Origin of the sequence: Tumebacillus algifaecis, assembly GCF_002243515.1 — a bacterium.
Lineage (GTDB): Bacteria > Bacillota > Bacilli > Tumebacillales > Tumebacillaceae > Tumebacillus_A > Tumebacillus_A algifaecis.
On the sequence record NZ_CP022657.1, the window covers coordinates 3,512,647 to 3,538,610 of the forward strand.

Consider the following 25,964-nt stretch of genomic DNA (forward strand, 5'->3'; position numbering starts at 1 on the left):
ACCCTGACTATAGTCCCATGAGTTATTTCTACATTTTCCAATTACCACCTTCTTTAAATAACGAATATTTATTTTAACATCCACTTATGAACCAAATAAGCTACCCCATCTTCATCATTGCTTTTGGTCGTCCAGTCTGCCGCCTGTTTTAACTCCTCGACACCTTGGCCCATCGCCACGCCAAGTCCGGCGTAACGGATCATCTCGAGGTCGTTCGCATTATCGCCGACTGCGACCACTTCCTCCGGTTTGATGCCGAATTCTTTCGCCAGATGGTCGATCCCCGACGCCTTGCTCGAAGCATGGTCGAACATCTCCAAAAACGTGTACCCAGGAAAGTCATAGGTTGAGATGAACATCGAAAACTGATGGTCGTCAATCTTTCGCAAGTCCTCGATCAGCGGCTTCATTTTATCCGGCGTGTCGATCAGCAGTACCTTCAACGGTTCGACGCCGGTCACATCGCGAAAATCTGCCACCTGCTGTGAAATCTCCGGGTCGCGGTTGACGAACAAATAGGCAGCATCAAAGCCAGGATCGCGGTCATAATACGTGTCGATCCCTTCGAAAGTATGTACAAAAACGCTCGACCACAGACCGTGTCCGCGAATCACATCGAGAATTTTATGAGTCGTATCGAGCGGTAACGGGCGGTGCAGCAACGTTTCACGTTTCATCGGATCGACGATCACCGTTCCGTTGCCCAAGATGACCGGGACGCTGACGCCCAATTCCTCGATCAAAGGCAGCACGCCGCGCAGATTGCGCCCGGTGGCCAGCGTGACGATCACCCCCTGATCATGCAGGTCGCGAATCGCCCCTTTGACCCCATCGGTCAGGCGCCCCTCCGAGTTGAGCAAGGTACCGTCAATATCACATACGAGCATTTTGTAGTTCATGATGTTGTTCCTCCTTTTATTCTTTCATCGCATCGAGCCAGCCGCGGATCGGCTTGTATTTTCCCTCGCCGCGCAACACTTCTTTTGGACAAAAGATGCGAAACTTCGATTCGGGCGACAGCGATCGCACCAAAGATGAGTGCTTGGAGATATCGCCCAGATCGCGTCCGCTCTCATCGACGAGTGTGATGCCTTGATGGTACATGTGGTAGCCGCCAGTCGTCGCCGTCTGGAACGATAGGTAATAGTCTGGGTCCAAGCCGCAATTGCGAAACAGCTCGCGAATCGTCTGGCGCTCCACCTCTTTTAACTCTCGCGTATCGACCACACCAAACAGATGCCGATTGACAAAACGGTCGGACAGGTCGCGCAAGATCGGATCGTCTGCACGCGTCCATCGCTGCATGGTATAATTCATCACGCTCTCATCCAACTCCAGATACTCAGCCACCGAGATCTGCTCCGCTTTGCGGGACAAAAAGGGCTTCAATTCCGCAGGCAAAAACACAGATTCCTCGCGGTCCCACAGCGTTTTCACCCGCGCGACCACATGGCGCAGCAACACATCGCTGCTGACGGTGACCGGGTGCAAGTAGACCTGTGAATACATAAAATAGCGGGCGAGGATGTACTGTTCGACCGTCTTCATGCCCGATTTTTTCACGACCACATCATTGCCGACCGGACGCATGACCCGGATCAGTCGCTCCAATTCAAACGTGCCGTACGTAACCCCCGTGTTCATCGCATCGCGAAGTAGATAGTCCATGCGATCGACATCAAGCTGTGAGGAGATCAGTTTGACGACAAGTGGAAATTTGTCTTTTTTGGCGATCACATCGGCCACGTCTTGGGGAAAATCATCATCGACCCGTTGCAAAATGTTGGTGACTTCAGGGTCATCGATCAAAATGCGCTGCGTCCACGTCTCATGATGAAACTGAAACACGCGCTCGATCGTGTGCGAAAACGGACCGTGCCCGATGTCATGCAACAACGCGGCGCAAAGAGCCAACAAGCGCACACGGTCATCGGTGGGCCAACCAAAGTTGCGTTCAAAATGGGACAACACTTTGCGCATCGTCTCGTAGGTGCCCAGCGAATGAGTAAAGCGGCTGTGCTCCGCGCCGTGATACGTCAAAAATGAGGTACCGAGCTGTTTGACGCGGCGCAATCGCTGGAAAGCCCGCGTGTTGATCAGATCCCAAATCAGCCGATCCTTCACATAGATGTAGTCGTGAACCGGATCTTTGAACACTTTCTCTTTATCGACCCATTCGATCATAAAATCCTCCCGTAAACTGGTATGTCATATGTGAGAAGAATATCATAACTCGCTCTAAATCACATAACCTAGAAGGAGTCTTTTCCCTGAGGCATGGTTTTTTTCAACAAACTTTTCTATAATAAACTTTGACCTATCCAAACTACTTCCGTTCAAAGGAGTCCTAAGAACGATGAATAAACACGACCGACTCGTCTACTTGTTTGATCGTCTGAATGTGGAACAGCAACAAGATCTACTCAATTTGATGGAAACGTGGAACGCCATGCCGCGTCCGGCAGAAGGTAACGGGGAAACCACGTTGAACCCGGCGCTCGAAGAAACGCTCGGCCGCGAGTGGATGTGCCTAAACGCTTTAAAAAGAGTGGTATCCACACACTTCTTGCCGCGTCTTGAACTCGGCTACGTCGCGTTCCATCCGCACCTCGACTCTGTCTCCAACGCCAAGACGCGCCAAGCGGCAGAAAAAATGTATACGCTCGAAGCCGCCTACGAACTGAAGCGCATCATGGAGGACGAGCCCGACTCAGACCTGTTGCAAGGTGAAGTGGCCGACATGCTTCACTCCCTGCTCCATCAAGAAAGAGAACTGTAGACTGGAGGAATCCTCATGGCAGAGATCACAGCAGGCAATCAAGCACCCGACTTCACGCTCCCGGCGAGCAATGGCGAAGCGGTCGCCTTGAGCGACCTGCGCGGTAAAAATGTTGTGCTTTACTTCTATCCAAAAGACATGACTCCAGGGTGTACAACTCAAGCGTGTGACTTCCGTGATGCGCACGCCGCGTTTGAAGCGGCCGACACGGTGATCGTCGGCATTTCGCCCGACCCGGTCAAACGCCACCTGAAATTCGTTGAAAAAGAAGGCCTGCCCTTCCTCCTGCTCGCCGACGAAACACACGAAATCAGCGAACTGTACGGCGTATGGAAAGAAAAAAGCATGTACGGCAAAAAATTCTGGGGCATCGAACGCACCACTTTCCTGATCGACAAGGATGGCAACATTGCCAAAATCTATCCAAAAGTGAAAGTAAAAGGACATATCGAAGCAGTGCTTGCCGATGTACAAGCCCTCACCTAAAAAGAGGCCCCCGCGTGGGGTCTCTTTTGTTGATCAACCCGCCGAAAAGCCTGTAACGCCATAGCAGGAGACTACATTTTTTGGTATCCTTTACCTAGTGAGATTTTTCAAGAAAAGGAGCAGGTGTATGCTTTCCTTTGTGCTGAAACACCGTTATTCCCTGATCAACCTCGGGCTTTGGGTACTGTTTGGTTGGCTGGTCTGGGCTGCGCTGCGCTTTGCGTTGCCATTTTTCCTGCCACTGCTGTTCGGTCTGCTCATCGCCGTGCTGATCGAACCTGTTGTCAAACTGCTGCTAAAAACCAAAATGCCGCGTTGGGTCTCCTCCTTCGCCAGCTTACTCCTGCTGTTCGGTGGCGGCGCCGCAGTGCTCATCCTGCTCGCAGCCAAGCTGACAATCGAGCTGGCTCAGTTCTCAGAGCGCGTGCCCAGCATGGCGTCCGGCTTGGTCAGCAAAGGCTCGGACCTGCTGCATTCAGCGGTCGCCTTCTACACCACGCTATCACCTGAGATGAGCGAGAAAGTGCGCGAGAATCTGAGCCAGCTCGGATCTGTGCTCGCCAACATCGGCAAAGGAGCGTCAGAAAACGTCCTACACTGGCTTGGCCAAGTGCCGAGCGCCGTCACCATCTTCCTGCTCTCGCTTCTGATCGCCTACTTCCTTTCCAAAGACTTTCCGCTCTGGCAGCGCCGTCTGTTTCGCTTGATCCACCCGAGCATCCGCGAAAAAGGGGACCAGGTGCTCGAAGACCTAGGCAAAGCAACTTTTGGTTATGTGCGAGCCCAAGCGATCTTGATCGGTATCACCTTCTGCCAAGTGTTGATCGGCTTGCTGATCCTCGGCGTCGATTACGCTTTCTCCCTTTCGCTGTTGGCAGCATTTCTCGACATCCTGCCGCTCCTTGGGACAGGTGCCCTGTTCGTACCGTGGGCGATCTATATGTTTATGACCGGAAACGTACAGCTTGGCATCGGCCTGCTCATCGTCTATGGGCTGATCGTCGCAGTCCGCCAACTGCTAGAGCCGAGAATTCTTGCGCAGTCGATCGGGCTCGATCCGCTGGTTACGCTCGTCATGATGTACGCGGGCTACCAAGCGCTCGGCTTTGTCGGCGTGCTGCTCGCTCCGTTTTTGATCATCACCTTCACTTCCCTGTTAAAAGTGCGAGCATTCGACTTCCTCATCGAAGACAAAATATCGGACAAGAACCAGAACGAATAAGCATATCCTAAGAGATCTATGCATCTAAGAAAAGGAGACCGCGATGAATCCTTACTTGAAAGCTCTCTGGATCGTGCTTGTGATCGTTGCAGGTTTTTTCATCTTGCCGCACAGTTTCCCGATTTTGCTGGCCTTGGTCAGCGCCATCGTGCTGGAGCCGATCGTCAAACTGCTCCAACGCAGTCTGAAATTCCATCGCATCTACGCGGTGATCATCGCGTTTACCAGCTTTTTGCTGGTGTTTGGCGGTCTGTTGTTCTTCATCACGACGCGGATCGTCATCGAAGTGGTCGAGCTGTCGCAGTGGCTACCCCGTTTTGTGCTGGACATGGCCGACCCGGTGCGCGAATGGGTCGCCGAGATCCAAGACTATTTTGCCACCCTGCCTCCAGGGTCAGCGCAAAACTTGCAAGCGGCACTGAACAAAACGTTCGCTTCGCTGAACGATTTGACGATCACCTTGCTCAATGGATTGGTCGGTCTGATCTCTGCGCTGCCCAACCTGATGGTGGTCAGCGTTGTTTACATCGTCGCCTTGTTCCTTTTTTCGCTGGACCTGCCCGCGCTGGTCAAAAAGTTTCTCGCACTGTTTGATGAAACCACACAACCTAAAGTGCTAGTGGTGCTAAAAAATCTCAATCGCGCGATCATCGGCTTCTTGCAGGCGCAGATCTTGATCTCGTTTTTGACCTACGACCTCGTGCTGATCGGGCTGTGGATTCTCGGTGTCAAATACGCGCTCGCCGTCGCCCTGATCATCGTGATCGTCGATGTGTTGCCCGTGCTTGGCACCGGTGCGGTCATCGTGCCGTGGGCCGCCTATGTCTTTGTGACTGGCAACAATTCGCTGGCGGTCGGACTGATGATCCTCTATATGGCGATCGTCATCTTCCGGCGGATCATCGAGCCGAAAATCCTTGGCAATTCGCTTGGCATCTCGGCACTGGCAACGCTTGTCTCGATGTACCTCGGCTTTATGGTGTTCGGTGTTATCGGACTGATCGCAGGCCCTGCGCTGATCATCCTCTACCAAGCGTTGCGAGATGCTGGATTTTTCCACATCCGCATCAAACTGTAAGCCTTCTCTAATCGTGCGTTCGCTTGCTCTTCCCATGCAAATTATGATAACTTGGACAAGGGAAGGAGCAGATGAAAACATGAAAAAAACACTCTCTACACTTCTGGTCACCGCACTTTGCATCAGTGCCCTCACTGGCTGTGGTGACAAGCCTGACGATACAAACAATGAAACGAAAGATAAACCGAAAGTGGAAACGCCAAACTTGAACAACGGAGGTCAATCTGGCACCGGGCAACCGAACAACGGCACGAACACGCCGAGCGAAGAAATGCCAGAATCGACCGAAGCCTCGCACCTCGAGATCAAAGAAGCGTTCGGACTCCAAGGCTACCGCGTCATCTCGCCTTTGCACCTGAGCGCGATCGCGCTTGGCAAATTTGAATTGCCGATCGATGAGCCGCAGCGCATAGCGCTTGCTTCTTCGATCTCCACAGGCATCTCAGCTATCGATTGGCAAAATGGCGATCTGCCGCCGGGCATTTTCCTGGGCGGCGATGCATCCGAATTTGCCATCGGTGCCAAACGCAAAAATGGTGAGCTCGTCCTCGACCGCTACAAGATGGCTGGAGATACCTATAAGAAGGTCGGTACTGAGACGAAACAAGGCAAATAAGCGTTCCACACAAAACACCCCCTCAAGCACAGGGGGTGTTTTCTTGTTTTGATCAATTTTTGAGCAATGATCCGGCTTGCCGCTGTCCCAGCCAGTAGAACAGTGTGCCGATCTGGGCTACCACTGCGACGATCAAAAACAGCGTGCTCGCGCCCGCCCCGACCAGGACCAGACCACCCAGCCACGGACCGATCGATGTGCCAAAATATTTGAAGTTCTGCGTGCCAAAATAGGTCCCGCGCATCTCTGCTGGTGCAAGGCGATCCAACAGGATGCTCCCCGCTGGAAAACACAGCACTTCCCCCAGCGTAAAAATCACCATCGCGGCGATCATCATCCCGACACCTTGTGCAAAAGCAAATCCGATATTGCCCGCCGCATAGAGCAGATTCCCGATCCAGATCGTCTCGAGCGGCGTGCGTTTTTCCGCCCAAGCGGAGAGCGGCAGTTGCACGAGTACGACGACAACCGCATTGACGGTCAAGAGCATCGCAAACAGGGTCACACCTTCTGCAAACTGCATGTTGACATGGTGGGCCAAATTGGTTGTGATCTGTGAGTAGCACAGCGTCCCCATGATGCTCCCCATAATGAAAAGCAAGAGCGCCCGATCGCTCAACACCGTCTGCGCCGCTTTGCGAAACGTGACCACTTCTTTGCGCTCGCCTTGCAGGTTGGTGATGTCAAAGCGTTTGAAGAGCCGTTGCATCACAAGCGCATAGCCGAGGTACACCATGCCTGTGACCAAAAAGGCCATCGCTCCAGCCGACATGCCGAGCACCGCTCCGATCACCGGCCCGATCGCCCACCCTAGGTTGTTGTAGGTGTAGCGCAACGTAAACACGCGATACCGCTGCTCCGGTGTGGTCATGTCGCTCAACACAGCCTGCCCAACCGGTTCATAAAACGAGCGACACAAGCCCTGCAAAGCAGTCAGCAGCAGGAACATCCAAGTTGCGGTGGCAAATGCATAGCAGGAGAAGACCAGCGCCCACAGATACAAGGCGGTCATCATGATCTTTTGGCGTCCGAAACGGTCGGACAGCGTGCCCCCGATGAAGCCTCCGATCATCTCGCAAAACATGCCAATCCCGATCGTAATCCCGATCATCGCCGGGCTCATCGCAAATTCCCGTGCCAGATACAGCGCCAAAAAGGGCATGCTCATGCCCGATGCAACCCGCGCCATCATCGTGCCAAACAAAATCGAATGCACGATCGGATGATACGCTTGAAAATAAGTTCGAATCCGCCACATCACGATTCCCTCCCCACTTGCCCTATGTATCGAATCGTACTCCACTTTTTAAGTTTTGTGTTATAGAATACTGATAACAAGCAATGCAAAATTTCGATAAGCATAAGGTGAACCCACGATGAATCTTGATAATCTGGAAATGTTTTTGATGATCGCCCGCTTCAGTTCGATCAACAAGACGGCAGAGACGCTGTTCCTAGCGCAATCGACCGTAACCCACCGCTTAAAACAGGTGGAAAAACAGCTCGGCGTCACTCTGTTCATCCGCACGGCCAGTGGGGTTTCGCTCACGCCGGAGGGCAGAAGTTTTGTTCCCGTCGCCACCGGAATCGTCGAACAGATCCGCGCCTTTACCCAAGACACCGGGACACGCAAACTGCTGACCATCGCGGCTGGCAAAGCGTTTGCTTCCTATGAACTTCCTCGTCTGCTCGGCAAATACCGCAACAAACACCCTGACCTGCGCTGCTATGTTAAATCGACACTCTTCGAGGAATCGATCACCGCCCTGCTAACCGGAACGGCCGATCTAGCCTTGCTCGGAAGTGAAGTCTATCATCCGCAACTACTGCAGCTCGATCTGCCCAGCGACCGCATCGTGTTGATCGTAGCACCAGAACATCGTTGGGCACGAGGTTTTGGCGGTTTTGCCGATTGGGGCGCACAGGAGATGATCATGTTCGGTGACGCTTCCGCCCCATTTCGCCAGCGGGTAGACCGCTTTTTGCTAGAGCGCGGTGTTTTTCCCAATGTGATTATGGAGCTGGATTCCTTTAGTGCCGTCAAGCAGATGGTGATCCAAAATCTCGGAGTAGCCCTCTTGCCGGAGCGGGTGATCCGCGAAGAACTGGCAACCGGACAGTTGATCGCCCACGACATCGCAGAAGGCACACTGATACGCCCCACTTTGATCGCCTATCCCAAGCACAAAGCAAAAGACCGTGACTTCCAGCAATTCCTGAATTGGATTGTTGAGAATTATGAAACCTGAGACCCACTCCTAGACGGAGTCGGTTTCAGGTTTTATTTTTGTGAAACTAAAATTATTTCAAAATTACGGAAAATTCAGGTGAATAAAATCCAAAAATGTAAAACTATAATAAATTTCAAGGAAATTCATTGACATCAAAACATTTTTTATGATATTCTCGGGTTAAGATATGAATCTATTATCTTACTAATTTATTGGGGGGTTAAAAAAATGTTCAAAAAGATGATCACCACGATCGCTCTGTCTGCTGCTGTTATGACTGCTGCTGTTGTTACTCCGGCTCTGGTTGCTCCGCAAACTGCTGAAGCTGCTTTCAATGCTCCGCTGTTCAAGCAATCCAACTCTACTTGGGGCAGTGACCTGATGGGCGGCGGCGACACCCTGTCGAAATCGGGTTGCACCGTTTCTTCCGTAGCAATGGCTCTGAAACACAAAGGCATCACCGTTAGCGGCTCCGCTGCTGACCCGGGTAAACTCAACACCTGGTTGAAAGCGAACAGCGGTTACTCCGGCAACCTGCTCGTTTGGGGCTCCGTTGCGAACCTGAACTCCTCTAAAATTTCCTTCACAGGTCGCTACACTTCGGGCAGCTCCCTGTCCGCAGCTACCCTGCGCAGCTACCTCGACGCAGGTAACAAAGCGATCATCGCAAACGTACGCTCCGGCGCTCACTGGGTACTGTTGACCGACCACAACGGTGGCACCGTGTTCAACGTAAATGACCCGGGCTACACCACCACCACTCACAACTACTCCGACTTCGTTGGCTACGGCGTTTACACCATCAACTAATACCAGCTGTTGCCACGTTAAATGCAGGCTTCTTCGGAAGCCTGCATTTTTAATTATACGACAGAATAATAATTTCAAATTTACATATTTCACAATAATATTATTGACCTTACTAGTCAGATCATGCTAATCTATCAACGGAACGTTCCGAATTTGATATTTTTTTTAGGAGGATACTATCTAATGTTTAAAAAAATGCTCACTTCGATCGCTTTGTCCGCAGCAGTGATGACCGCTGCTGTAGTTACACCGGCTCTGGTTGCTCCGCAAACTGCTGAAGCTGCATTCAACGCTCCGCTGTTCAGACAATATGACGCTGCATGGGGCAGCAACCTGATGGGCGGTGGCGATACTCTGACTCAATCCGGCTGCACCGTGACTTCTGTCGCGATGGCTCTGAAACATAAAGGCATCACCGTTAGCGGCTCCGCTGCTGACCCGGGCAAACTCAACACTTGGCTGAAAGCGAACGGCGGTTACTCCGGCAACCTGCTCGTTTGGGGCGCGGTTCCGAAGCTCTCTTCCAAAATCTCCTTCCAAGGCCGTTACACCGGCGGTACTTCCGTAACTGCGGCGAACCTGCGCAGCTACTTGGATGCAGGCAACAAAGCGGTTATCGCACAAGTTCGCTCCGGCTCGCACTGGGTACTGCTGACTGGCCACAACGGCGGCACCACGTTCTACGCGAACGACCCGGGCTACAGCACGACTTCTTACACTTACTCCACGATGACCGGCTACGGCATCTACACGATCAACTAGTTTTTGATCGAAACAGGAAAAAGACCGCCCTTTTGGGACGGTCTTTTTCTTGTTTCACGCTTCTTAGCGTCTGAATTGATCGAGCAGGGCGGACATTTGCTCGTGACTCAGTTCCAAATTTTCCTTGACGGTGCCATGCGGGGTAGCGCCGAGCACCACTTCGTGAAAGGCCGGACGATCTTCTTGATAAATAATTCCTGTGCAAACACCTTCCGCTTCGTGCACACGACGCATCGCTTCGTATTTATCGGAACGGTCATACTCCATCTCGTCAAAATTGACAATATGTTCTTTGAACCACTCATAGGTGTTGACACGGTTGAACGTGACACATGGAGAAAAGATGTTGACCAGCGAAAAGCCTTTGTGTTGGATCGCTGCGGTGAGGATGTTCGTCATCTGCTTCAAATCGCCGGAGAACGCTTGTGCAACAAATGAAGCGCCTGCCGTCATCGCCAGTTCCAGCGGCTTGACAGGCTCTTCGGCGACACCAGCCGGCGTCGTTTTCGTCTTGAACCCTTTTTTCGAGGTTGGTGACGACTGCCCGGTGGTCAGGCCGTAGATATGGTTGTCCATCACGACATAGGTGATGTCCACATTGCGACGGCAAGCATGAATAAAATGACCCATGCCGATGCCGTAGCCGTCCCCATCACCGCCGGCTGCGATGACGGTCAGTTCTTGGTTGCCCATCTTGATCCCTTGCGCGGTCGGAAGCGAGCGACCATGCAGAGAATGGAAGCCATAGGAACCGAAATGCTGCGAAATTTTCCCTGAACAGCCGATGCCAGATACGCAACAGACCCCTTCCGGCTCCAACCCCATTTTCACGCAAGCCTGTTGCAGGGATGCGAGCACCGTGAAGTCACCGCAGCCTGGGCACCAAGTCGCCTTTTCATACCTGAAATCTGCTAAAGTTGCCATGGTTCGCTCACCCCTTCACAAACGATAGAATATCGCCGACAGTAAACGGATTGCCGTCATACTTAGTCAACGTCTCCGTTTTGTCATGGTAGCCGATCTCACGGTGAATCAGTCCTGTCAACTGCCCAGTAAAGTTGTTGTCCAGCACGATCACACGCTTTGCTGCATCGATGCGCCGTTTCACCGCATCGGACGGGAATGGCATCATCGCGCGAAGCTGTAGATGGCCGACCACCATGCCGTCCAGATTTTTGACCGCTTCGGCAATCTGCGCCTTCGTCGATCCATAGCCGATCAAAAGCAGTTCAGGCGACTCCGCACCTTGATAGTCCACGCCCCACTCATTGACTTCTCGCGCCAAGGTCTCCATTTTCCGAAAGCGCTTGTTCATCTGTGCCTTGCGCATCGGAACATCTTCAATCTCCAGACCGGTCTCTTCATGCTCGTTGGTCAGCGCACAGAAACGACCATTTTTCATACCGGGAATCGAGCGCGGAGAGATGCCCGATTCGGTCAGTGCAAAGCGTTTAAAAGCGCCCTTTTCCAGCGCATCTAACTGCTCTTGCGTAACCATTTCACCGCGATCGATCGAATAGCGATTCAAGTCGATCGTATCCAGCGTCATCTTGTTCATGCCGATCAGCAGGTCGCTGAGCACGATGACGACACATTGATATCTCTCGGCGAGGTTGAATGCGTGAAAGGTCTGGTAGTAGCAGTCTTCAATTGAGGTCGGCGCCAATACGACCCGCGGGATTTCCCCGTGCGAACCGTACAGAGCACCGTTCAGATCGGACTGCTCCGTTTTCGTCGGCAATCCCGTGGATGGACCGCCGCGTTGCACGTCGATGATGACAAGCGGCGTCTCGGAGATCCCCGCCATGCCGATCGCCTCCATCATCAGCGAGAGGCCCGGGCCTGAGGTCGAGGTCATCGCGCGCACACCCGAATAGTTGGCGCCGATCGCCATGATGCACGCGGCGATCTCATCTTCTGCCTGCAACACTTTGCCGCCGACGTCTTTCATGTTCCCAAGCAACCAGTACATAATTTCTGTCGCCGGGGTGATCGGGTAAGCGGCCAGGATGCGACAACCTGCCATCAAAGCGCCGACACCGATACTCTCGTTGCCCGTCATCAGCAGACGCGGCGTGGCCGGCTTGGTCGCAGCAGGCACGGGACGCTGAACGTCGGCGTAGTTTTCTTTCACATAATCATAGCCCTTGTTGAAAGCGGTCTTGTTCAACTCGACCAGCTCGGCCCCTTTCTTGCCAAACTGCGCTTCGATCTGCTCATAGAAATTGTTCGGGTCGATGCCGAGCACATAGGAAGAAGCGCCCGCGGCGACCATGTTTTTGATGATCACGTTGCCGAGATCTTTGGCCATCTGCGACATCGGAACCGAGCAGATTTTCAAACTGTCGCGCTTGGAGGTGCCTGCAAATTTCGCATCGTGCAGGATTACGCCGTCTGTGATCAATTCGTCTTCATTCTCGTCGATCGTCGTCTGGTCAAACGCGATCAGGATATCGAGCGTGTCGCCATGATAATCGACCTGCTCCTCATTGTTCGCTCTGATTTTGTAGTTGGTGTGACCGCCTTTGACCAGCGACATGAAGTGGCGGTAGGCGAATATGTAATACCCCATACGGGTGAGGACCGTCGCCAGAATCTCGCCTGTCGAGTCGATCCCTTCGCCTTGAGCTCCGCCCACTTTCCAGGTGAATTCGTTCGTCATGTATGTCACCTCGTAGTCCATTCTTGTGGAGCCTGCTGTTCTGTCGGTAGTATGTCCAGATTTTGTTCCCTAATGCTAAGCAACGGCACCACAGCAAAAAGCAGGATGATCGCAGCTGCCACCACTCCCGAGTCGTTCACCAGAAAGGCCGCCCCTGCCGTGACGATCTGTGTCTTAAAGTTGTGTAGCAAAAAAGGAGTCTTCGCACCGCGCATGCGCCAAACGAGCAAGATGGCGGAGAACAGAATCAGCAGTTTTCCCCACGCCGAGACGCGGAGCAGATGCAGATTGAGTTCCATTTTCCGCACGGCGATCTGCAACACTTCGCCGTAGTGACCGCCGATGAGCAGTTCTGCCGCCCGACCGATGTGCGTCTGCTCACCGCCCAGATTCAACGCGAACAGAAGCCCGACACCGGAAAGTGCACCACAAGCGAGCCACAGCCAACGGCGCAACGTCATCTTGACGGGGCTCAATTGTAAAAAGGTGTACACACCGCCGACCGCTGCAGCGATCGCGCCCCCGGCGTTGGTGCCAAAAGAGGGGGCGGCAAACAGCCACACGATCGCGAAAAAAAGCAACAACGTGTACAGCTTCATGTGTCGAGGGCGCACAGCGAGCAAAACATTCAACAACAACAACGCCGCACCGAGCAACAAGCCCATATATTCATTGCCGATGCCATAGTAACGGGCGCCGACGACCGGATCGTAGGAAAACACCGACTCTTTCATCAGCGGTGCTCCGAGCAACATATCACCAAGCAGCGTGAGGACGACCAAGCTGGCCAAAAGCCCACAGCGCAGCAACGGTTGCGCGATCAAACGCATGCCTCCCCATGCTGTCAGCGCCAGTACGACCGAATACAGCATGATGTCCTGTCGCGTTGCGGGGTTGAACAACGGCACATACAGCCAGACCAGCGGAAACAACAGCAACAGTTCGGCAAGCGGTGTCAGCAAATGTAGCCATGTTTGGCGAAAGATCGTACCGAGCAAGATCACGCCCGCCACCCCGATCCACACGTTCAACCACGGTTTGATCAGCAAACTGCGCACCCCGCTGGGCAATAGCATGTCGGCCACGATTTGGTCGAGTTGCGCCATTGCCTCCCCTGGCGCCATCTCTATGGCTGTGATCGGTTGCCCTAAAAAGTGGTATTCCAAGGGATCGCCGCCCAGCATCTGCACAAAAGTCGGGGCCAGATCGTAATTGGCGATCAGACCTGCGCGCTTCGTGGTGCCGGATGTGAGCAGGCTGCCCGGTGCGATGTCCCCTCCTGCGATCAGCACCGGGGAGAGTGTAGCTGCATCGGGCAGTTGATTTTTGAGCGGCGAAATCACAGCAAGCATCAGATCAGCTCCTACGTGCGGCAACAGGTCACCGATCAAGCGATCCGCATCTTGCAGAGCCGCTTGGTAGGCTCGCTCCATCTGCTCTGTGGTGATCACATCTTTCACAGCGTGCAACCGACTTGTATCGCCAATATCCAGTACAATCAGTTCGGCCTGCTTTTGCACCTTCAAAAATTCCTGATACAACGCCTGCATATCGGTTCGTACCCCATAAGGGCGCGTCTCGTCCTGCACCTGTGCGGTGCGAAACGACCCGCTGTCCACTATCCCTGTCCCATCCATGGCGATCAGTGCGGCTGGACGGTGCGGGTTGCGACCCTGGTCACTGTTGCCGAGCACCGCCGTCCTGCCGTCTAGATCATGCACCGCATCACCGAGCAGTCCCGGCTGGAGACGATAGTTCGCTTGCTCCGCCGCTCGCTTCATCTGCGGCATCTGGGGCACGACGAGCGCCCCCTGCGGTTCCACGCCAAAATGACGGACATAGAGGTCACGCCCTGTCGCCTGCTGCAGGTCCTCCCCGAACGCCTCATCGATTTCGAAGGCGCGCACGCGGGTAAAAGGCGCACTGGCTTTCGACCCGGCACCGATCGTCAAGTAAGCGTTGACCTCAGTCTTTGCGCCGAGGCTGTTGTGGTTCATCACTCCGACCGCACCTAGCGCCTGCAGACGAGTGAGATTAGGCGCCAGTTCCGGCGTGATGCCGCCTTGCCAGAGCCCGTCGATGATGACCACGACCACTTTTTTATCAGGTGTGGCCCCGGCAGTTCCAGATAGTGCCCACGAGAACAGCAAAAACACGATCAGCATCAGGCTCCGTCTCATAACATGACCCCTTGTCGTTTCGCGACCACTGCACGGTATTCACGCAAGGTCGCCTCGATCATCGCCTGTCTTGTGAAAAGCTCTTCGGCCCGGCGCTGCCCGGCAAGTCCGAGCCCCATGCGCCAGTCCGCTTTTTGCAACAGCAACTGCAACGCATCGGCCAGCGCCACCGCCTGCTGCGGTGGCACCAGCAACCCCGTCTTGCCGTGGATCACCACTTCTGGCAGACCTCCGACAGCGCTTGCGATCACGGGACGCGCCGCAAGCATCGCTTCGATTGGCACAAGTCCGAGCCCTTCAGCGTGTGAAGGCTGCACTACGATGTCCAGCCCCGAGAGCAGGCGCCGCGCCTGTGGAACTTCACCCAAAAAGCGCACCCGAGCCGGCCCGATCTTTCCGGCCACCTGCTGATAGTCTGACAAAAGCGGACCATCTCCGATCAGCACCAATTCAGCATCCACCCGTCTGGCCAACAGAATCGTGAACGCTTCGAGCAACGTAGAAAATCCTTTTTCCTCCACCATCCGGCCAATCGCGCCGATCACCAGTCGATCACTGTCCTCACAGCCCAAGATCTGACGAGCATGATCTCTTGGCAGCAATGTCGCCTGCTCGACCCCATTGTGGATCGTCACCGTCCGCCACGGCGGTACACCATGCGTGGCGACCACATCCTGTTCCAGACGATGCGAAACGGTGATCACACGGTCTGTTTCCGGAGCGAGTCGGCGCTCCAGCGTGTTCAGCACGCGCTTGACCAGCCCACCACGGGGCAACACTTGATTATGTACGGTATACACGCAAGGCGGCGGGACAGGTAAACTTCGCCGCGCCATGCGACCGACCAGACCCGCTTTTGCACCGTGCAAATGCACCAGATCGAACGACTGCTCGCGAAGCAGTTTGGCCAGTTGCCGCACGGCGCGCATGTCTTTCATCAGGTGGACCCCATCGACCAGTTCGAGCGGCAAGCAGGGGATGCCGTCGAGTTCTCGCTCCCTGTGCAGTTCGGACGGACATGCGACCGTCACCTCGAGCCCGCCCTTTTGCAGTCCTGCGATCAAATCCAACACATGCCGGCGCATGCCACCCTGCATTGGGCGCACCACCTGCAACACGCGAATCACATCCACACACGGTCACCTCTTTTCTTCTCTTTCCATGCTGTCCATTTTGAAAAACAAAAAAACCACCTGCCGCCATCGGCAAGTGGTTCTTTGATCCTTTTGCAAGGGTAGCGTTTATTTCAAGAGGTACAATTTCACACCTTGCATACCAAACTGTTTCAATTGCGATTGGGTACCGTCGATGTAGATATCGATGCGGTTGCCTTTGATCGCTCCGCCTGTGTCTTCTGCGGTCGCAACAAATCCACCCGCCGGAAGCAGCGGAGACTTGTAGCCTGTCACATAGACTTTGCTACCAAGCGGAATTACTTTCGGATCGACTGCGATCACGCCTTCGCGGACTTGGGTTCCGGTGAACGTCTTGCCGCCCCATTGCCACATGATGTTGCCTGGGCCATAAGCGGACGCGGTCATATTTAGCGCTTTGCTGTATTCCTTCCCTGCGATGGTCGGCACCGCAGGCTTCACAGCAGCTACCGGTTGGACAACCGGAGTCGGAGCGACGCGGGCCGGAACGACCGGCTGTTTAATCGGTGGCTGTTCCTGAACTTGCTCCGCTGGAATTGCATCCTGCGCAGACTGAACAGGTACGCTAGGAGTGGCTGCCTTGTAGTAGCCGTTCGTACCAGCCGGGATGATGATCGTGCTGCCTGCGATCAGGCGATCGGACTGCATCCCATTGATCGCTTGAATCTCCGCCACAGTGGTTTCATAGCGGTTGGCGATGTATGCCAGTTGGTCGCCTTGATTCACATGGTACGGGAATACGATGTGCAGTTTTTGCCCTGCATAGATCAGGTCGGAACTCAGATGGTTGACCTGTTTCCAATCCTGAACAGAAGTGCCGTATTGAGCGGCCAAATGAGACAGGGTTTGCCCCTGCTTGACGATGATCGGATCGGCGAGGCCTGCTGCCTCCGCCTGTACATGTGTAATCGTTAGCATGCCTGCTGCAACGATTGCTGCACAAGCCCATTTTTTCAAGTTGATTTTTTTCATCGTGTAACACTCTCCTTCTAATCGCCGCCGGAGTTAGCTGACGGGTTCGGGTGAAGGATACCCGCTCGCACGTTGGCGAGTTCACCCCAGATGTGGTTCCTCCGTTCCTCATCAGATTTGAGGATTAGGCGAGTCATGTGGTCGAGTGCTAGAATAACGCGAATCATGCTGACGTTGCACTAGACGATTACTGGAAATCAACTGGAAAAATCTCCGCGATGCTTCCCGATCCTGCGCGGAGACTACGATCACGGCAGGTTCGTTCTGACAACAAGAAAAAGTTCCCTTCCGCAGAAGAGAACTTTTTTGCAGTGCGTATGATCAGGCTGTGATTTATTTTAACACTTTGATAAACTCGATGTTCGGATCATCCGGACCTTGCACCGGCAGTCCTGCTTTGACGTTTTCCGCGATGTAATCGATGTTGTCTTGGGTGATCACTTCGCCTGGCATGATGATCGGAATCCCCGGCGGGTAGACCATGACCGACTCGGCCATGATGCGTCCAGCCGCCTCTTTGAGCGGAACGACTTCCGTTTGTTTATTGTAGAACGCATCGCGTGGAGAAACGGCCAAGAGCGGCATCGACGGATTTTGCACTTGTGGCAGATCTTTTTTCTCCTGCACACCAAAGCGTGCGGAGATCTCGCGCAGAGCATGCAACAAAGCGCCAAGCGTCTCTTCGGTGTCGCCAAACGTGACGATGCACAAAATGTTGTACAGGTCGGACATCTCCACTTCGATGTTAAAATCGCTGCGGAGAATTTTTTCCACTTCCCAACCGGTGAGTCCTAGTTCTTTGACTGCGATACTCAGCTTCAGCGGGTCGTGGGCGAACGTTGCCGACGATTTCAAGATCTCCTCGCCAAAGCAGTACATTCCGGGGATCTCTTCATTGATCGTCTTGCGAGCATCGCGGGAGAGACGGAGCACGTTTTCGATCAATTTATGCCCGTGAACGGCCATGTTCTTGCGCGCCACATCGAGCGACGCCAACAGCAGATAGGAGGTCGATGTGGTGTGCAGCATCGACAGCACCGCCTGCACGTGCGCCGGAGAGACCAGCCCTTCTCGAACGTTAAGCACCGAGCTTTGCGTCATCGATCCGCCGAGCTTATGCACCGACGTTGCCGCCATATCAGCCCCCGCCTCCATCGCCGAGAGCGGCAGGTCTTCGTGGAACTTGAACAGCACGCCGTGCGCTTCGTCAACCACCACCGGAATGCCTCGCGCATGGCTGAGCTCGACAATCGACTTCAAGTCGCAAGAGACGCCGAAGTAGGTCGGGTTGATCAGCAGAACGCCTTTTGCATCAGGATGCGCATCCAGCGTGACGCGGACGGTGTCTACCGAGATGCCGTGCATGATCCCGATCTCCGCATCCACTTCCGGGTGCATAAACACAGGATGTGCACCGGAGAGGATGATCGCCGCCATGATCGATTTGTGCGCGTTGCGCGGAACGAGAATCTTCTCGCCGGGGCCGACGACCGACATGATCATCGTCATGATCGCACCGGAAGTGCCTTGCACCGAGAAAAACGTATGATCCGCACCAAACGCTTGGGCGGCGAGTTCTTGCGCTTCTTTGATGATGCCTTTTGGTGAATGCAGATCGTCCAAAGGTGCGATGTTGATCAAATCTATGGACAAAGCGTTCGGGCCGATGAACTCGCTGAATTCGGTCGGCATCCCGAAGCCTTTTTTGTGTGCAGGAATGTGGAACTGAATCGGGTTCCGGCTCGCGTGCTCGACGAGCTTCGTGAACAGAGGAGTTTGGTTTTGCATCGCGTTCAATTCCTTTCATCAAGAGCATAACGAAAACATAACGAATGCAATTATAGCACGCTTCTCCTGTATGAGAAACAAATTTTTTGGATAAGTATACTGTCAGCTTTTCCAGCATAGTTTGTTCGATTTTGCATGCAAAAAACCCACCAAAAAGGTGGGTTTTCCAAGGGTGTTTTAGGCCAATTGCGCCTTCACTTCATCCGGGGTGTTCGCCCACAGATCGGCGCGCAGTTGTTGCAGAAAATCGGCAAGCTTTGCCTTTTGTTCGGAAGTCAGGTTCGACACGTCAACACGGCCTTTCACAGCGCGATCCATCTGGTTGACCAGCGGACCCATCGCCTTGTAGCCGATGCCGTGTGGGAAGTCGATCACAAGTTCTGCCGACGCGATGCCGCTGAAGCCGCGCCCGGCTTCGTACGTTTTCAGCGTCACCCAGATCACAGCGATCTTCTCCCCGTTCGGCACATCCTCCGGCCCCTTGGCAGCGCGAAAATCAATCCCGCGCTCCAAGCGGCTTTTTCCGTGAATGGCACCTTGATCGACAAAAATGTCATCGCCGTGGATCATCACGGCAGAGAGGTTTTGCAGTTCATCTGGCGTGCTGTGTTTATCGCGTCCGGTCAGGTTCAATTCCATTTTACGCTCATCCCTTCCATCGGTTGGTCTTTGGCACCATTGTAACCGCTTTCCAGCTAAAAGTCACCTTGGCTATATTACAAACGATACTCTTTCATTGGTCACAATACGCTCGATCAAAAGCCAATAAGATGCAAGATCCTTGCGCTTTCCTATTAAACGCAATGCCCATATCCACATCAGGTTTTATCTTGGATTACAACTCCTCTTTTCGATCTCCTCGAAGCCCAGTAATTTATCGAAGAGCACCAGCTGCTCGCCATCGTTACAATCAGAAAAGTCGTCCCAATCCGCTTCGTTCCCTACGGACCAGCGTACCTGCTGGTGACAGGCAAGGACAGCGCCAGAGATGACAAAGCGGTCTGGCTCGTCCGCGAACAGTCATCAGGCAACGTGAAGCTTGTCGACTCCGTGCTGCTCAAAGAAGGCTTCCCCGAAGTCATCTTCCGGGAAAAAGTCACCCCGCTCGAACTCCCGCAATTTCCCGAAGAACGTATCGGGTGGTACGTGACGTTCTCCAATGACACGACGATGATCCTCGGTTTTAAATCAGGCGAGATCCTGACAGGAAAGTGATTGACCTCTATAATGATTTCATTTATTATTTAAATGTATTGTAAATCAAATAACGGGAGGTAACACAGATGAAACTGTGCAACAAAGCACTGCTTGCTCTCGCAGCAGCAGCGGTCCTCGCGACCGGCGCACAGACGGCAAGCGCTGCCAGCTTCGAAGGGGAAGCGAGCAACGCCTCGGGCGCCAATGACACCTACGCAACGGCGGAAGCATACGCCATCGGCAACGATATGTCTGGCTACATCGGCACTTATACGGATGTGGACGTATTCGCCTTCACGGCACAGAACTCTTTATATGCAGAACTGTTCCTCGAAACAGCTGGCAACTACAGCTTCACCGTCACCAACCCGTCGACTGGCGAGCATTACACCGACAACGGAACCGGCCTGATCGACATGCCGCTCACCTACGGCGAGACCTACTATGTGCGAGTCTTTGGCCTCAACGACAAAGGCAAAGAATATCGCCTCTCTTCCTTCCATTACTTTTTATAGCCAAAAAGACGACCGCTTGATGGCGGTCGTCTTTCATAATTCAATTTAGAATCATACGTTCGATCGTTTTGAGTTGCACCATCTTTTCAGAAAACGGACTTAAGCAGCGCTGAATTTCCGCAATTCCAGTAGATGGTAATCATCCTAACTCATCATATCGCAGTAAAAATGTAAAAAGACCCGATCAAATAATCAGGCCTTCTGCTAACCCCTATGCCCCCGGCTCGACCACCTTCATCCGCACCCAGATCATATTCAATAGATAGAGTACACAGGTCAGACCGAGCATCACACGAATTCCAAAATACGCCGAGCCGAGGCCACCCAACAACGGCCCTGCAAAGGAGCCTAGTAGCATCGCAGAGGCGGAGAACCCATAGACTTTGCCGCGGTGCTCTTTGGGCGCGAGGCGGCCAACCAGGGCGTTTGCGGTCGGCATGATCCCGCCGATGAACAGGCCGAGTCCAAACCGCGCGGCGATAAACACCCACACGTTCGGCGCGAACGCTTGTGGAAGGTACATCAGAGCCGCACCGGTCATGCAGATCGTCAGGACTTTGCGATAGCCGATCTTGTCGCTCTTCTTGCCGAGAAATGGCGAGGCGATCAGGTCGGCAAGCCCGGTCGCCGCCGTCGCGAAGCCTGCGAGGAGGCCCAGATACTCAAGCCCGGTCAACTCCTTCATATAAACGGGTAGCACCGGCAAGACGCTCATCACCGAAAATTGGGCCAGAAACAGCACGACAAACATCGTCCGCACGCCTTTCATCTCTTTCACCGCTCGGAACTGCTCGAGGATCGAAGCTTTCTTTTTCGCTTCCTGCGCCGGCGGTTCAAAACGCTCTTTCACCAGGAACAGCGTGACCAGAAAGCCCAACATCGCAAATCCTCCCGTCAGGAAGAAGGCGATCCGGTAGCTGTGCACCAAGTCGACCAACACCCCGCCCAAAAGCGGCCCGATCAGCGTGCCGAACATACCTGCCGAGGCCAGCCAACCGAGCGCATAGCCGAGACGCTCTTCTGGGATCACCGTCGCCACCAGCGCGTTGGCCGAAGCTGTGAAGCCGCTGAAGATCCCTTGGATCGTGCGTGTGATCAGCAGGTGCCACACGCTCTGCGCCAATCCCATCAGCACCATAAAAAACGAGATCGCAAACGTCGTGCGCAACACCATCAGCTTGCGTCCTTTGCGATCGCCGAGCGATCCCCACAGCGGCGAGACGATAGCCGCCAACAAGAAGTTGCACGACGAGACGATTCCAGCCCAGATCGCCACCTGTCCCCAGTCTTCAATCCCCAACTCATGGATGTACAATGCCAAAAACGGTCCGCTTGAGGTGAATGCCATCATCATGATGCACTGCACCGCCGCCATCACCCATAAGGTTCGTTTCCACGATGACCCTTCCTGCTCCATGACTTTTCACCTCTCTCTGAAAATACAGAAATTATAGCTGACAAATTCGGGAATGGCAAAAATATTTTTCGCCACTCGAAAGATTCCAGCTTCGTAAGGGGGGGGAGTGCGCAACACATACCAACTGAGCATGGCGATCTAAATGATCACCTTACTCTAGAAAATTCCAGTCATCCGGCGCTCTCCGTTCTGGATCTGCATAAAAAGCACATACTCATAATTTTAAAAAGTTAATACTTGATAATAAAATATTGACCTTGTGTGAAATATTATATAATATGTAAATACAACAATGAGATCACTTCAAAAAATGAGAGAGACATGGGAGCCATCCAGAATGTAACGGGATGCAACAAGCTGTACTCAGTTTCTTCGCCACACCAGACTTGTCTGGCCTACACCACGATCCACCTGTAAAAACGCTGCCTTGTCCGCTTGAAATGCAGCGCCTGACAGCATGAACTTACGCATATGAAAATACCCCCAAGTCCGTTCAGAAAGACTGCTGAGTCTTTCTGAACGGTTCTTGAGGGTGTGCACACAGCGAGCGCATCAACAGAGAGCGTTTGCTACAGCATTTTTTGCAAAAACTGTTTCGCGCGATCACTTTCTGGATGGTTGAAAAACTCATCTGGCGTCCGGTCTTCCAACAAACGCCCTTCATCGAGGAACAGAATGCGGTCGGCCACTTCGCGGGCGAATCCCATCTCATGCGTGACGATCGCCATCGTGATCCCGGTGGTTGCGAGCGACTTCATGACATCGAGCACCTCTTTGACCATCTCCGGGTCGAGTGCCGAAGTCGGCTCGTCAAACAGTAACGCTTCCGGCTCCATCGCCAGCGACCGCGCAATCGCCACGCGCTGCTTTTGTCCACCAGAGAGCTTGGTCGGATAAACATCCGCTTTGCCTTCCAGACCGACGCGCTTGAGCAATTCCAGACCTTTTGCCCGCGCAGTCTCCTTCGACATGCCTTTGACCTTGATCGGCGCATACGTCATATTTTCCAAAACGGTCATGTGTGGGAAGAGGTGAAAATGCTGAAACACCATGCCGACATTTTGGCGGATTTTTGAAATGTCTGCCTTGCCAGCCGTGATGTCGGTGCCATCGATATAAATCTGACCAGAGGTTGGCATCTCCAGCAGGTTCATGCAACGCAGGAACGTCGATTTTCCCGAGCCGGAAGGACCGATGATCGCGACGACCTCCCCTTTTTGGATCTCGGTGGAGATGTCCTTTAACACGTCCAATTTGCCAAACGATTTGTAAAGCTTCTCCACTTTAATCACTGCGCCGCAACCTCCTCTCCAACAGGCGCGCGCCAAAGGTGAGCGCCATAACCATCACATAGTAGATGATCCCCGCCACGATCAGCGGTTCGAAATAGATATACTTTTCCGCCCCGACGATGGTCGCGCGGCGCAACACGTCGGCCGCTCCGATCGTCGAGACGAGCGCCGACTCTTTGAGCAGCGCAATGCTCTCATTGACCAGCGCAGGCAGGATGTTCTTCAGCGCTTGTGGCATGATGATGTCGAGCATCATCCGCCGATACGGAACGCCCAGCGCCATCGCCGCCTCCCGTTGCCCCTTGTCCACCGCCAAGATGCCTGCGCGGATCGTCTCCGAAATGTACGCAGCCGAGTTCAGCGAGAAGGCGAGCACGCCCGCTTCCAGCGCCGAGATCTGATATCCGGTCAACTGCGGCGTGGCAAAGTACACGATCGTCAGCTGCAAGATCAGCGGTGTCCCCCGAAAAATCGAGGTATAGCCGACGGCAAACCAGCGCAACGGTTTGATCGTTGAGATTTTGAATAAAGATAAGACCGTCCCCCAGAGAAAACCGAGCACCGCTGAGAGAAGAGTGAATTGCAGCGTGACCTTTATCCCTTCCAACATATAAGGGATAGAGGGCACGATGCGTTCAAAATTGAGATCCATGCCCTGTCACCGCCCGAAGGTTATTTCGCTTCAAACCAATTCTTGACCATCGATTCGATCTGACCGCTGTCTTTCATCGCTTTCAGCGCTTTGTTAAAATCGGCAGTCTTGTCGGAGTTCTTCGGGAAGGCGATCGCCGACCCGGCTTCTTCAGTTTTCGGGATCATGTTGAATTCAAGGTCTTTGTTCGCTTCGATAAACCCTTTTGCCACCGTGTCTTCGATGATCGCAGCATCAACGCGACCCGCCTTAATCTCTTGGATGATCTCACCCGTTTTATTCAACGGCACGATGTTCAAGCCCGGCATGTCTTTGGCTGCGCTCTCTTGGATCGAACCGAGTTGAACGGCAACTTTTTTGCCAGACAACGATTCGGGAGTGGCCAGCTTGCTGCCCTTCTTCGCAACGATCGTGTTTTTAGCTTCGAAATAGATGTCGGAGAAATCGACGCTCTGTTTCCGCTCTTCGGTAGGCGTCATGCCCGCCATTACAAAATCGACGGTGCCCGCCTGCAAAGCCGGGATCAATCCGTTGAAATCCATATCTTTAACTTCTAGCGTGTAGCCGAGTTGATCGGCGATGCTTTTCGCGATATCGACGTCAAAGCCGACCACTTCGCCACCTTTAGAGGTATCGTGATATTCGTAGGGCGGATAGTCGGCCGATGTGCCCATCACGATTTTCTTTTTGCCCGCTTCGCTTCCGGTGTTCCCGCTTGGGTTATCCGTTCCGCAAGCGACGACGCCGAGTGCGAGCACGGTCGTCAATGCGATGGTGCAGAGTGATTTGAATTTTTTCATCCTGAGTACCTCCCAGAGTTGTGTTGTATTTTAATATGCGATAGAGACGTCCAAATCATGATCAATGATATGTATCATACACCCAAGCTGAATAAATATGCAACCATCTTGATATATATAACACTTTTCTGATAGTTTGCGAGGGAGTATGATAGGACTAACCATAGGGATGAAAGAAGGGTATTGCGATGGAAGGCACTTGGACTCGCTATTTTGAAGGGCATTTGCAAGAGGTGCTTGCGGAACTGCAAACATACGTGGAGATGGAGACCCCGTCCCATGAGAAAGCGCGCATCGACCTGCTCGGCGCTGTGATTGCTGAGCGTTTCGCAGCGCTTGGCTGTACGGTGGAAAAAATTGCGCAGCCCGCGCAAGGCGACCAGTTGCGCATCAGCTATGGAACGGGCGACGAGCAGATCCTCGTGCTCGGTCATTTTGATACGGTCAAAGATGTCGGCACGCTCGCGACAGAGCCATGGCGCATCGAAGACGGCAAAGCGTACGGGCCTGGGACGTATGATATGAAATCGGGCATCGTGTTTTCCTATTTCGCACTCAAGGCGATGATCGAACATGGCATCGAGCCACAGAAAAAGCTGGTGTTCTTTTGGAACACCGACGAGGAGATCGGCAGCCCCTCCGGGTCGGCACCAATCGTCGAGGAAGCGAAGAAAAGTGCGTTGGCGCTGGTGATCGAGCCTTGCTACGGCGATGGGTATCTGAAAACTTCGCGCAAAGGAGGCGGCGTGTTCACCGTCCGTGCCAAAGGCCGGGCTGCTCATGCTGGCAATGAGCACCAGAGCGGCATCAATGCCGTTTGGGAACTGGCCCATCAAATTTTGACCATCCAAGGCTGGACCGACTATGAAGCAGGCACCACACTTTCGGTCGGTAAAATCATCGGGGGCACCACGTTCAATGTGGTGCCGGAACACGCGGAGATGGTCGTCGATGTCCGCGTGCAGACAGCAGCCGAATCGGAGCGAGTGACCAAGCTGTTTGCCGAGTTGAAACCGGTGCTGCCCGGCGCTGAGCTTCATGTCAGCGGCGAGATTGACAAGTTCCCGATGGAACGCACCAGCGGCACGGAGCGCTTGTACCTGCATGCTCAAGAGCAAGCGAAGTTGGAAGGCTTTGCGCTCAAGGAGATCGGCGTGGGCGGTGTCAGCGATGGCAACGTGGCCGCGCTGGCCGGCATTCCGATCCTCGATGGTCTCGGCCCGGTCGGCGATGGCGCGCACGCGCCACACGAACATATCACCGTCGCTGAGATTCCGCGCCGCATCGCCCTGTTGCTACGCCTGTTTAGCACTTTGTAACACATCGAGCGCACGAAAAAGAGCAGCCGCTA

Annotated in this window: 25 protein-coding genes and 1 riboswitch; of the genes, 11 read left to right on the forward strand and 14 right to left on the reverse strand. The window is 53.7% G+C overall.

All coding sequences use genetic code 11. The features are described from left to right. Positions 1-68 precede the first annotated feature (68 nt). Together CIG75_RS15335 and CIG75_RS15340 are read right to left on the reverse strand one after the other, a co-directional pair. The gene (locus CIG75_RS15335; protein WP_094237409.1) at positions 69-899 is read right to left on the reverse strand and encodes a Cof-type HAD-IIB family hydrolase; all 831 of its coding nucleotides are present in this window, start codon (positions 897-899) and stop codon (positions 69-71) included. Positions 900-915: 16 nt separating this feature from the next. Further along, on the reverse strand, positions 916-2,184 hold the full coding sequence (locus CIG75_RS15340) for an HD domain-containing protein (RefSeq protein WP_094237410.1): 1,269 nt from the start codon (positions 2,182-2,184) through the stop codon (positions 916-918). A 172-nt stretch (positions 2,185-2,356) separates the two neighbouring features. Between CIG75_RS15340 and CIG75_RS15345 the strand changes: the two genes are divergently transcribed. From CIG75_RS15345 to CIG75_RS15365, 5 genes are all read left to right on the forward strand, one after another. Then, positions 2,357-2,779 (forward strand): hypothetical protein, encoded by a 423-nt coding sequence (locus CIG75_RS15345; protein WP_094237411.1) that lies wholly within the window; start codon positions 2,357-2,359, stop codon positions 2,777-2,779. Positions 2,780-2,794: 15 nt separating this feature from the next. After that, positions 2,795-3,265 (forward strand): thioredoxin-dependent thiol peroxidase, encoded by a 471-nt coding sequence (gene bcp / locus CIG75_RS15350; RefSeq protein WP_094237412.1) that lies wholly within the window; start codon positions 2,795-2,797, stop codon positions 3,263-3,265. A 127-nt stretch (positions 3,266-3,392) separates the two neighbouring features. Continuing rightward, complete coding sequence (gene ytvI, locus CIG75_RS15355) at positions 3,393-4,487, forward strand: sporulation integral membrane protein YtvI (RefSeq protein ID WP_094237413.1); 1,095 nt, start codon at positions 3,393-3,395, stop codon at positions 4,485-4,487. A 43-nt stretch (positions 4,488-4,530) separates the two neighbouring features. Further along, positions 4,531-5,565: a sporulation integral membrane protein YtvI gene (gene ytvI, locus CIG75_RS15360; protein ID WP_094237414.1), complete on the forward strand. Its 1,035-nt coding sequence runs from the start codon at positions 4,531-4,533 to the stop codon at positions 5,563-5,565. A gap of 79 nt (positions 5,566-5,644) precedes the next feature. Beyond that, positions 5,645-6,181 (forward strand): hypothetical protein, encoded by a 537-nt coding sequence (locus CIG75_RS15365; protein ID WP_094237415.1) that lies wholly within the window; start codon positions 5,645-5,647, stop codon positions 6,179-6,181. Positions 6,182-6,233: 52 nt separating this feature from the next. Here the strand turns inward: CIG75_RS15365 and CIG75_RS15370 are convergent, their stop codons facing one another. Next, the gene (locus CIG75_RS15370; protein ID WP_227874249.1) at positions 6,234-7,439 is read right to left on the reverse strand and encodes an MDR family MFS transporter; all 1,206 of its coding nucleotides are present in this window, start codon (positions 7,437-7,439) and stop codon (positions 6,234-6,236) included. Between the two features lie 118 nt (positions 7,440-7,557). On the opposite strand from CIG75_RS15370, the gene CIG75_RS15375 reads away from it, so the two are divergent. From CIG75_RS15375 to CIG75_RS15385, 3 genes are all read left to right on the forward strand, one after another. Continuing rightward, positions 7,558-8,430: a LysR family transcriptional regulator gene (locus CIG75_RS15375; protein WP_094237417.1), complete on the forward strand. Its 873-nt coding sequence runs from the start codon at positions 7,558-7,560 to the stop codon at positions 8,428-8,430. A 210-nt stretch (positions 8,431-8,640) separates the two neighbouring features. After that, complete coding sequence (locus tag CIG75_RS15380; protein WP_094237418.1) at positions 8,641-9,222, forward strand: cysteine peptidase family C39 domain-containing protein; 582 nt, start codon at positions 8,641-8,643, stop codon at positions 9,220-9,222. Between the two features lie 183 nt (positions 9,223-9,405). Then, positions 9,406-9,984: a C39 family peptidase gene (locus tag CIG75_RS15385; RefSeq protein ID WP_157729582.1), complete on the forward strand. Its 579-nt coding sequence runs from the start codon at positions 9,406-9,408 to the stop codon at positions 9,982-9,984. A 63-nt stretch (positions 9,985-10,047) separates the two neighbouring features. On the opposite strand, the gene CIG75_RS15390 is transcribed toward CIG75_RS15385, so the two are convergent. The 7 genes from CIG75_RS15390 to CIG75_RS15420 all read right to left on the reverse strand — a co-directional run bounded on the left by CIG75_RS15390 (position 10,048) and on the right by CIG75_RS15420 (position 19,379). Further along, positions 10,048-10,908, reverse strand: a complete 861-nt coding sequence (locus tag CIG75_RS15390; RefSeq protein WP_094237420.1) for a 2-oxoacid:ferredoxin oxidoreductase subunit beta — start codon at positions 10,906-10,908, stop codon at positions 10,048-10,050. A 7-nt stretch (positions 10,909-10,915) separates the two neighbouring features. Further along, the gene (locus tag CIG75_RS15395; protein WP_094238462.1) at positions 10,916-12,646 is read right to left on the reverse strand and encodes a 2-oxoacid:acceptor oxidoreductase subunit alpha; all 1,731 of its coding nucleotides are present in this window, start codon (positions 12,644-12,646) and stop codon (positions 10,916-10,918) included. 5 nt (positions 12,647-12,651) lie between these two features. Continuing rightward, positions 12,652-14,826: a hypothetical protein gene (locus CIG75_RS15400; protein WP_094237421.1), complete on the reverse strand. Its 2,175-nt coding sequence runs from the start codon at positions 14,824-14,826 to the stop codon at positions 12,652-12,654. Beyond that, positions 14,823-15,959 (reverse strand): glycosyltransferase family 4 protein, encoded by a 1,137-nt coding sequence (locus tag CIG75_RS15405; RefSeq protein ID WP_094237422.1) that lies wholly within the window; start codon positions 15,957-15,959, stop codon positions 14,823-14,825. The genes CIG75_RS15400 and CIG75_RS15405 overlap by 4 nt, the downstream gene beginning before the upstream one ends. A 108-nt stretch (positions 15,960-16,067) precedes the next feature. After that, positions 16,068-16,952 carry a LysM peptidoglycan-binding domain-containing protein gene (locus CIG75_RS21550; RefSeq protein WP_094237423.1) on the reverse strand — a complete coding sequence of 295 codons (885 nt, stop codon included), beginning with the start codon at positions 16,950-16,952 and terminating at the stop codon, positions 16,068-16,070. 7 nt (positions 16,953-16,959) lie between these two features. Further along, a riboswitch (cyclic di-AMP (ydaO/yuaA leader) is annotated at positions 16,960-17,093 on the reverse strand. A gap of 192 nt (positions 17,094-17,285) precedes the next feature. Next, positions 17,286-18,740: an aminotransferase class I/II-fold pyridoxal phosphate-dependent enzyme gene (locus tag CIG75_RS15415; protein WP_094237424.1), complete on the reverse strand. Its 1,455-nt coding sequence runs from the start codon at positions 18,738-18,740 to the stop codon at positions 17,286-17,288. Between the two features lie 177 nt (positions 18,741-18,917). Beyond that, complete coding sequence (locus tag CIG75_RS15420) at positions 18,918-19,379, reverse strand: YwhD family protein (RefSeq protein WP_094237425.1); 462 nt, start codon at positions 19,377-19,379, stop codon at positions 18,918-18,920. A gap of 324 nt (positions 19,380-19,703) precedes the next feature. Here CIG75_RS15420 and CIG75_RS15425 point away from each other — a divergent pair, with 324 nt between their 5' ends. Together CIG75_RS15425 and CIG75_RS15430 are read left to right on the forward strand one after the other, a co-directional pair. Further along, entirely contained in the window at positions 19,704-19,955 is a 252-nt protein-coding gene (locus CIG75_RS15425) for a hypothetical protein (RefSeq protein ID WP_094237426.1), read from the forward strand. A gap of 68 nt (positions 19,956-20,023) precedes the next feature. After that, positions 20,024-20,452, forward strand: a complete 429-nt coding sequence (locus CIG75_RS15430; RefSeq protein ID WP_094237427.1) for a hypothetical protein — start codon at positions 20,024-20,026, stop codon at positions 20,450-20,452. A gap of 211 nt (positions 20,453-20,663) precedes the next feature. On the opposite strand, the gene CIG75_RS15435 is transcribed toward CIG75_RS15430, so the two are convergent. From CIG75_RS15435 to CIG75_RS15450, 4 genes are all read right to left on the reverse strand, one after another. Next, a complete protein-coding gene (locus CIG75_RS15435) occupies positions 20,664-21,869 on the reverse strand; it encodes an MFS transporter (RefSeq protein ID WP_227874250.1) in 1,206 nt (401 codons plus the stop codon). A gap of 569 nt (positions 21,870-22,438) precedes the next feature. Then, the gene (locus CIG75_RS15440; RefSeq protein WP_094237428.1) at positions 22,439-23,161 is read right to left on the reverse strand and encodes an amino acid ABC transporter ATP-binding protein; all 723 of its coding nucleotides are present in this window, start codon (positions 23,159-23,161) and stop codon (positions 22,439-22,441) included. Further along, positions 23,154-23,813 (reverse strand): amino acid ABC transporter permease, encoded by a 660-nt coding sequence (locus CIG75_RS15445; protein WP_094237429.1) that lies wholly within the window; start codon positions 23,811-23,813, stop codon positions 23,154-23,156. Before CIG75_RS15445 ends, CIG75_RS15440 begins: the two co-directional genes overlap by 8 nt. Before the next feature lie 20 nt (positions 23,814-23,833). Beyond that, a complete protein-coding gene (locus CIG75_RS15450; protein WP_094237430.1) occupies positions 23,834-24,613 on the reverse strand; it encodes a transporter substrate-binding domain-containing protein in 780 nt (259 codons plus the stop codon). A gap of 188 nt (positions 24,614-24,801) precedes the next feature. Here CIG75_RS15450 and CIG75_RS15455 point away from each other — a divergent pair, with 188 nt between their 5' ends. Beyond that, positions 24,802-25,932: a M20 family metallopeptidase gene (locus tag CIG75_RS15455; protein WP_094237431.1), complete on the forward strand. Its 1,131-nt coding sequence runs from the start codon at positions 24,802-24,804 to the stop codon at positions 25,930-25,932. Positions 25,933-25,964 lie beyond the last annotated feature (32 nt).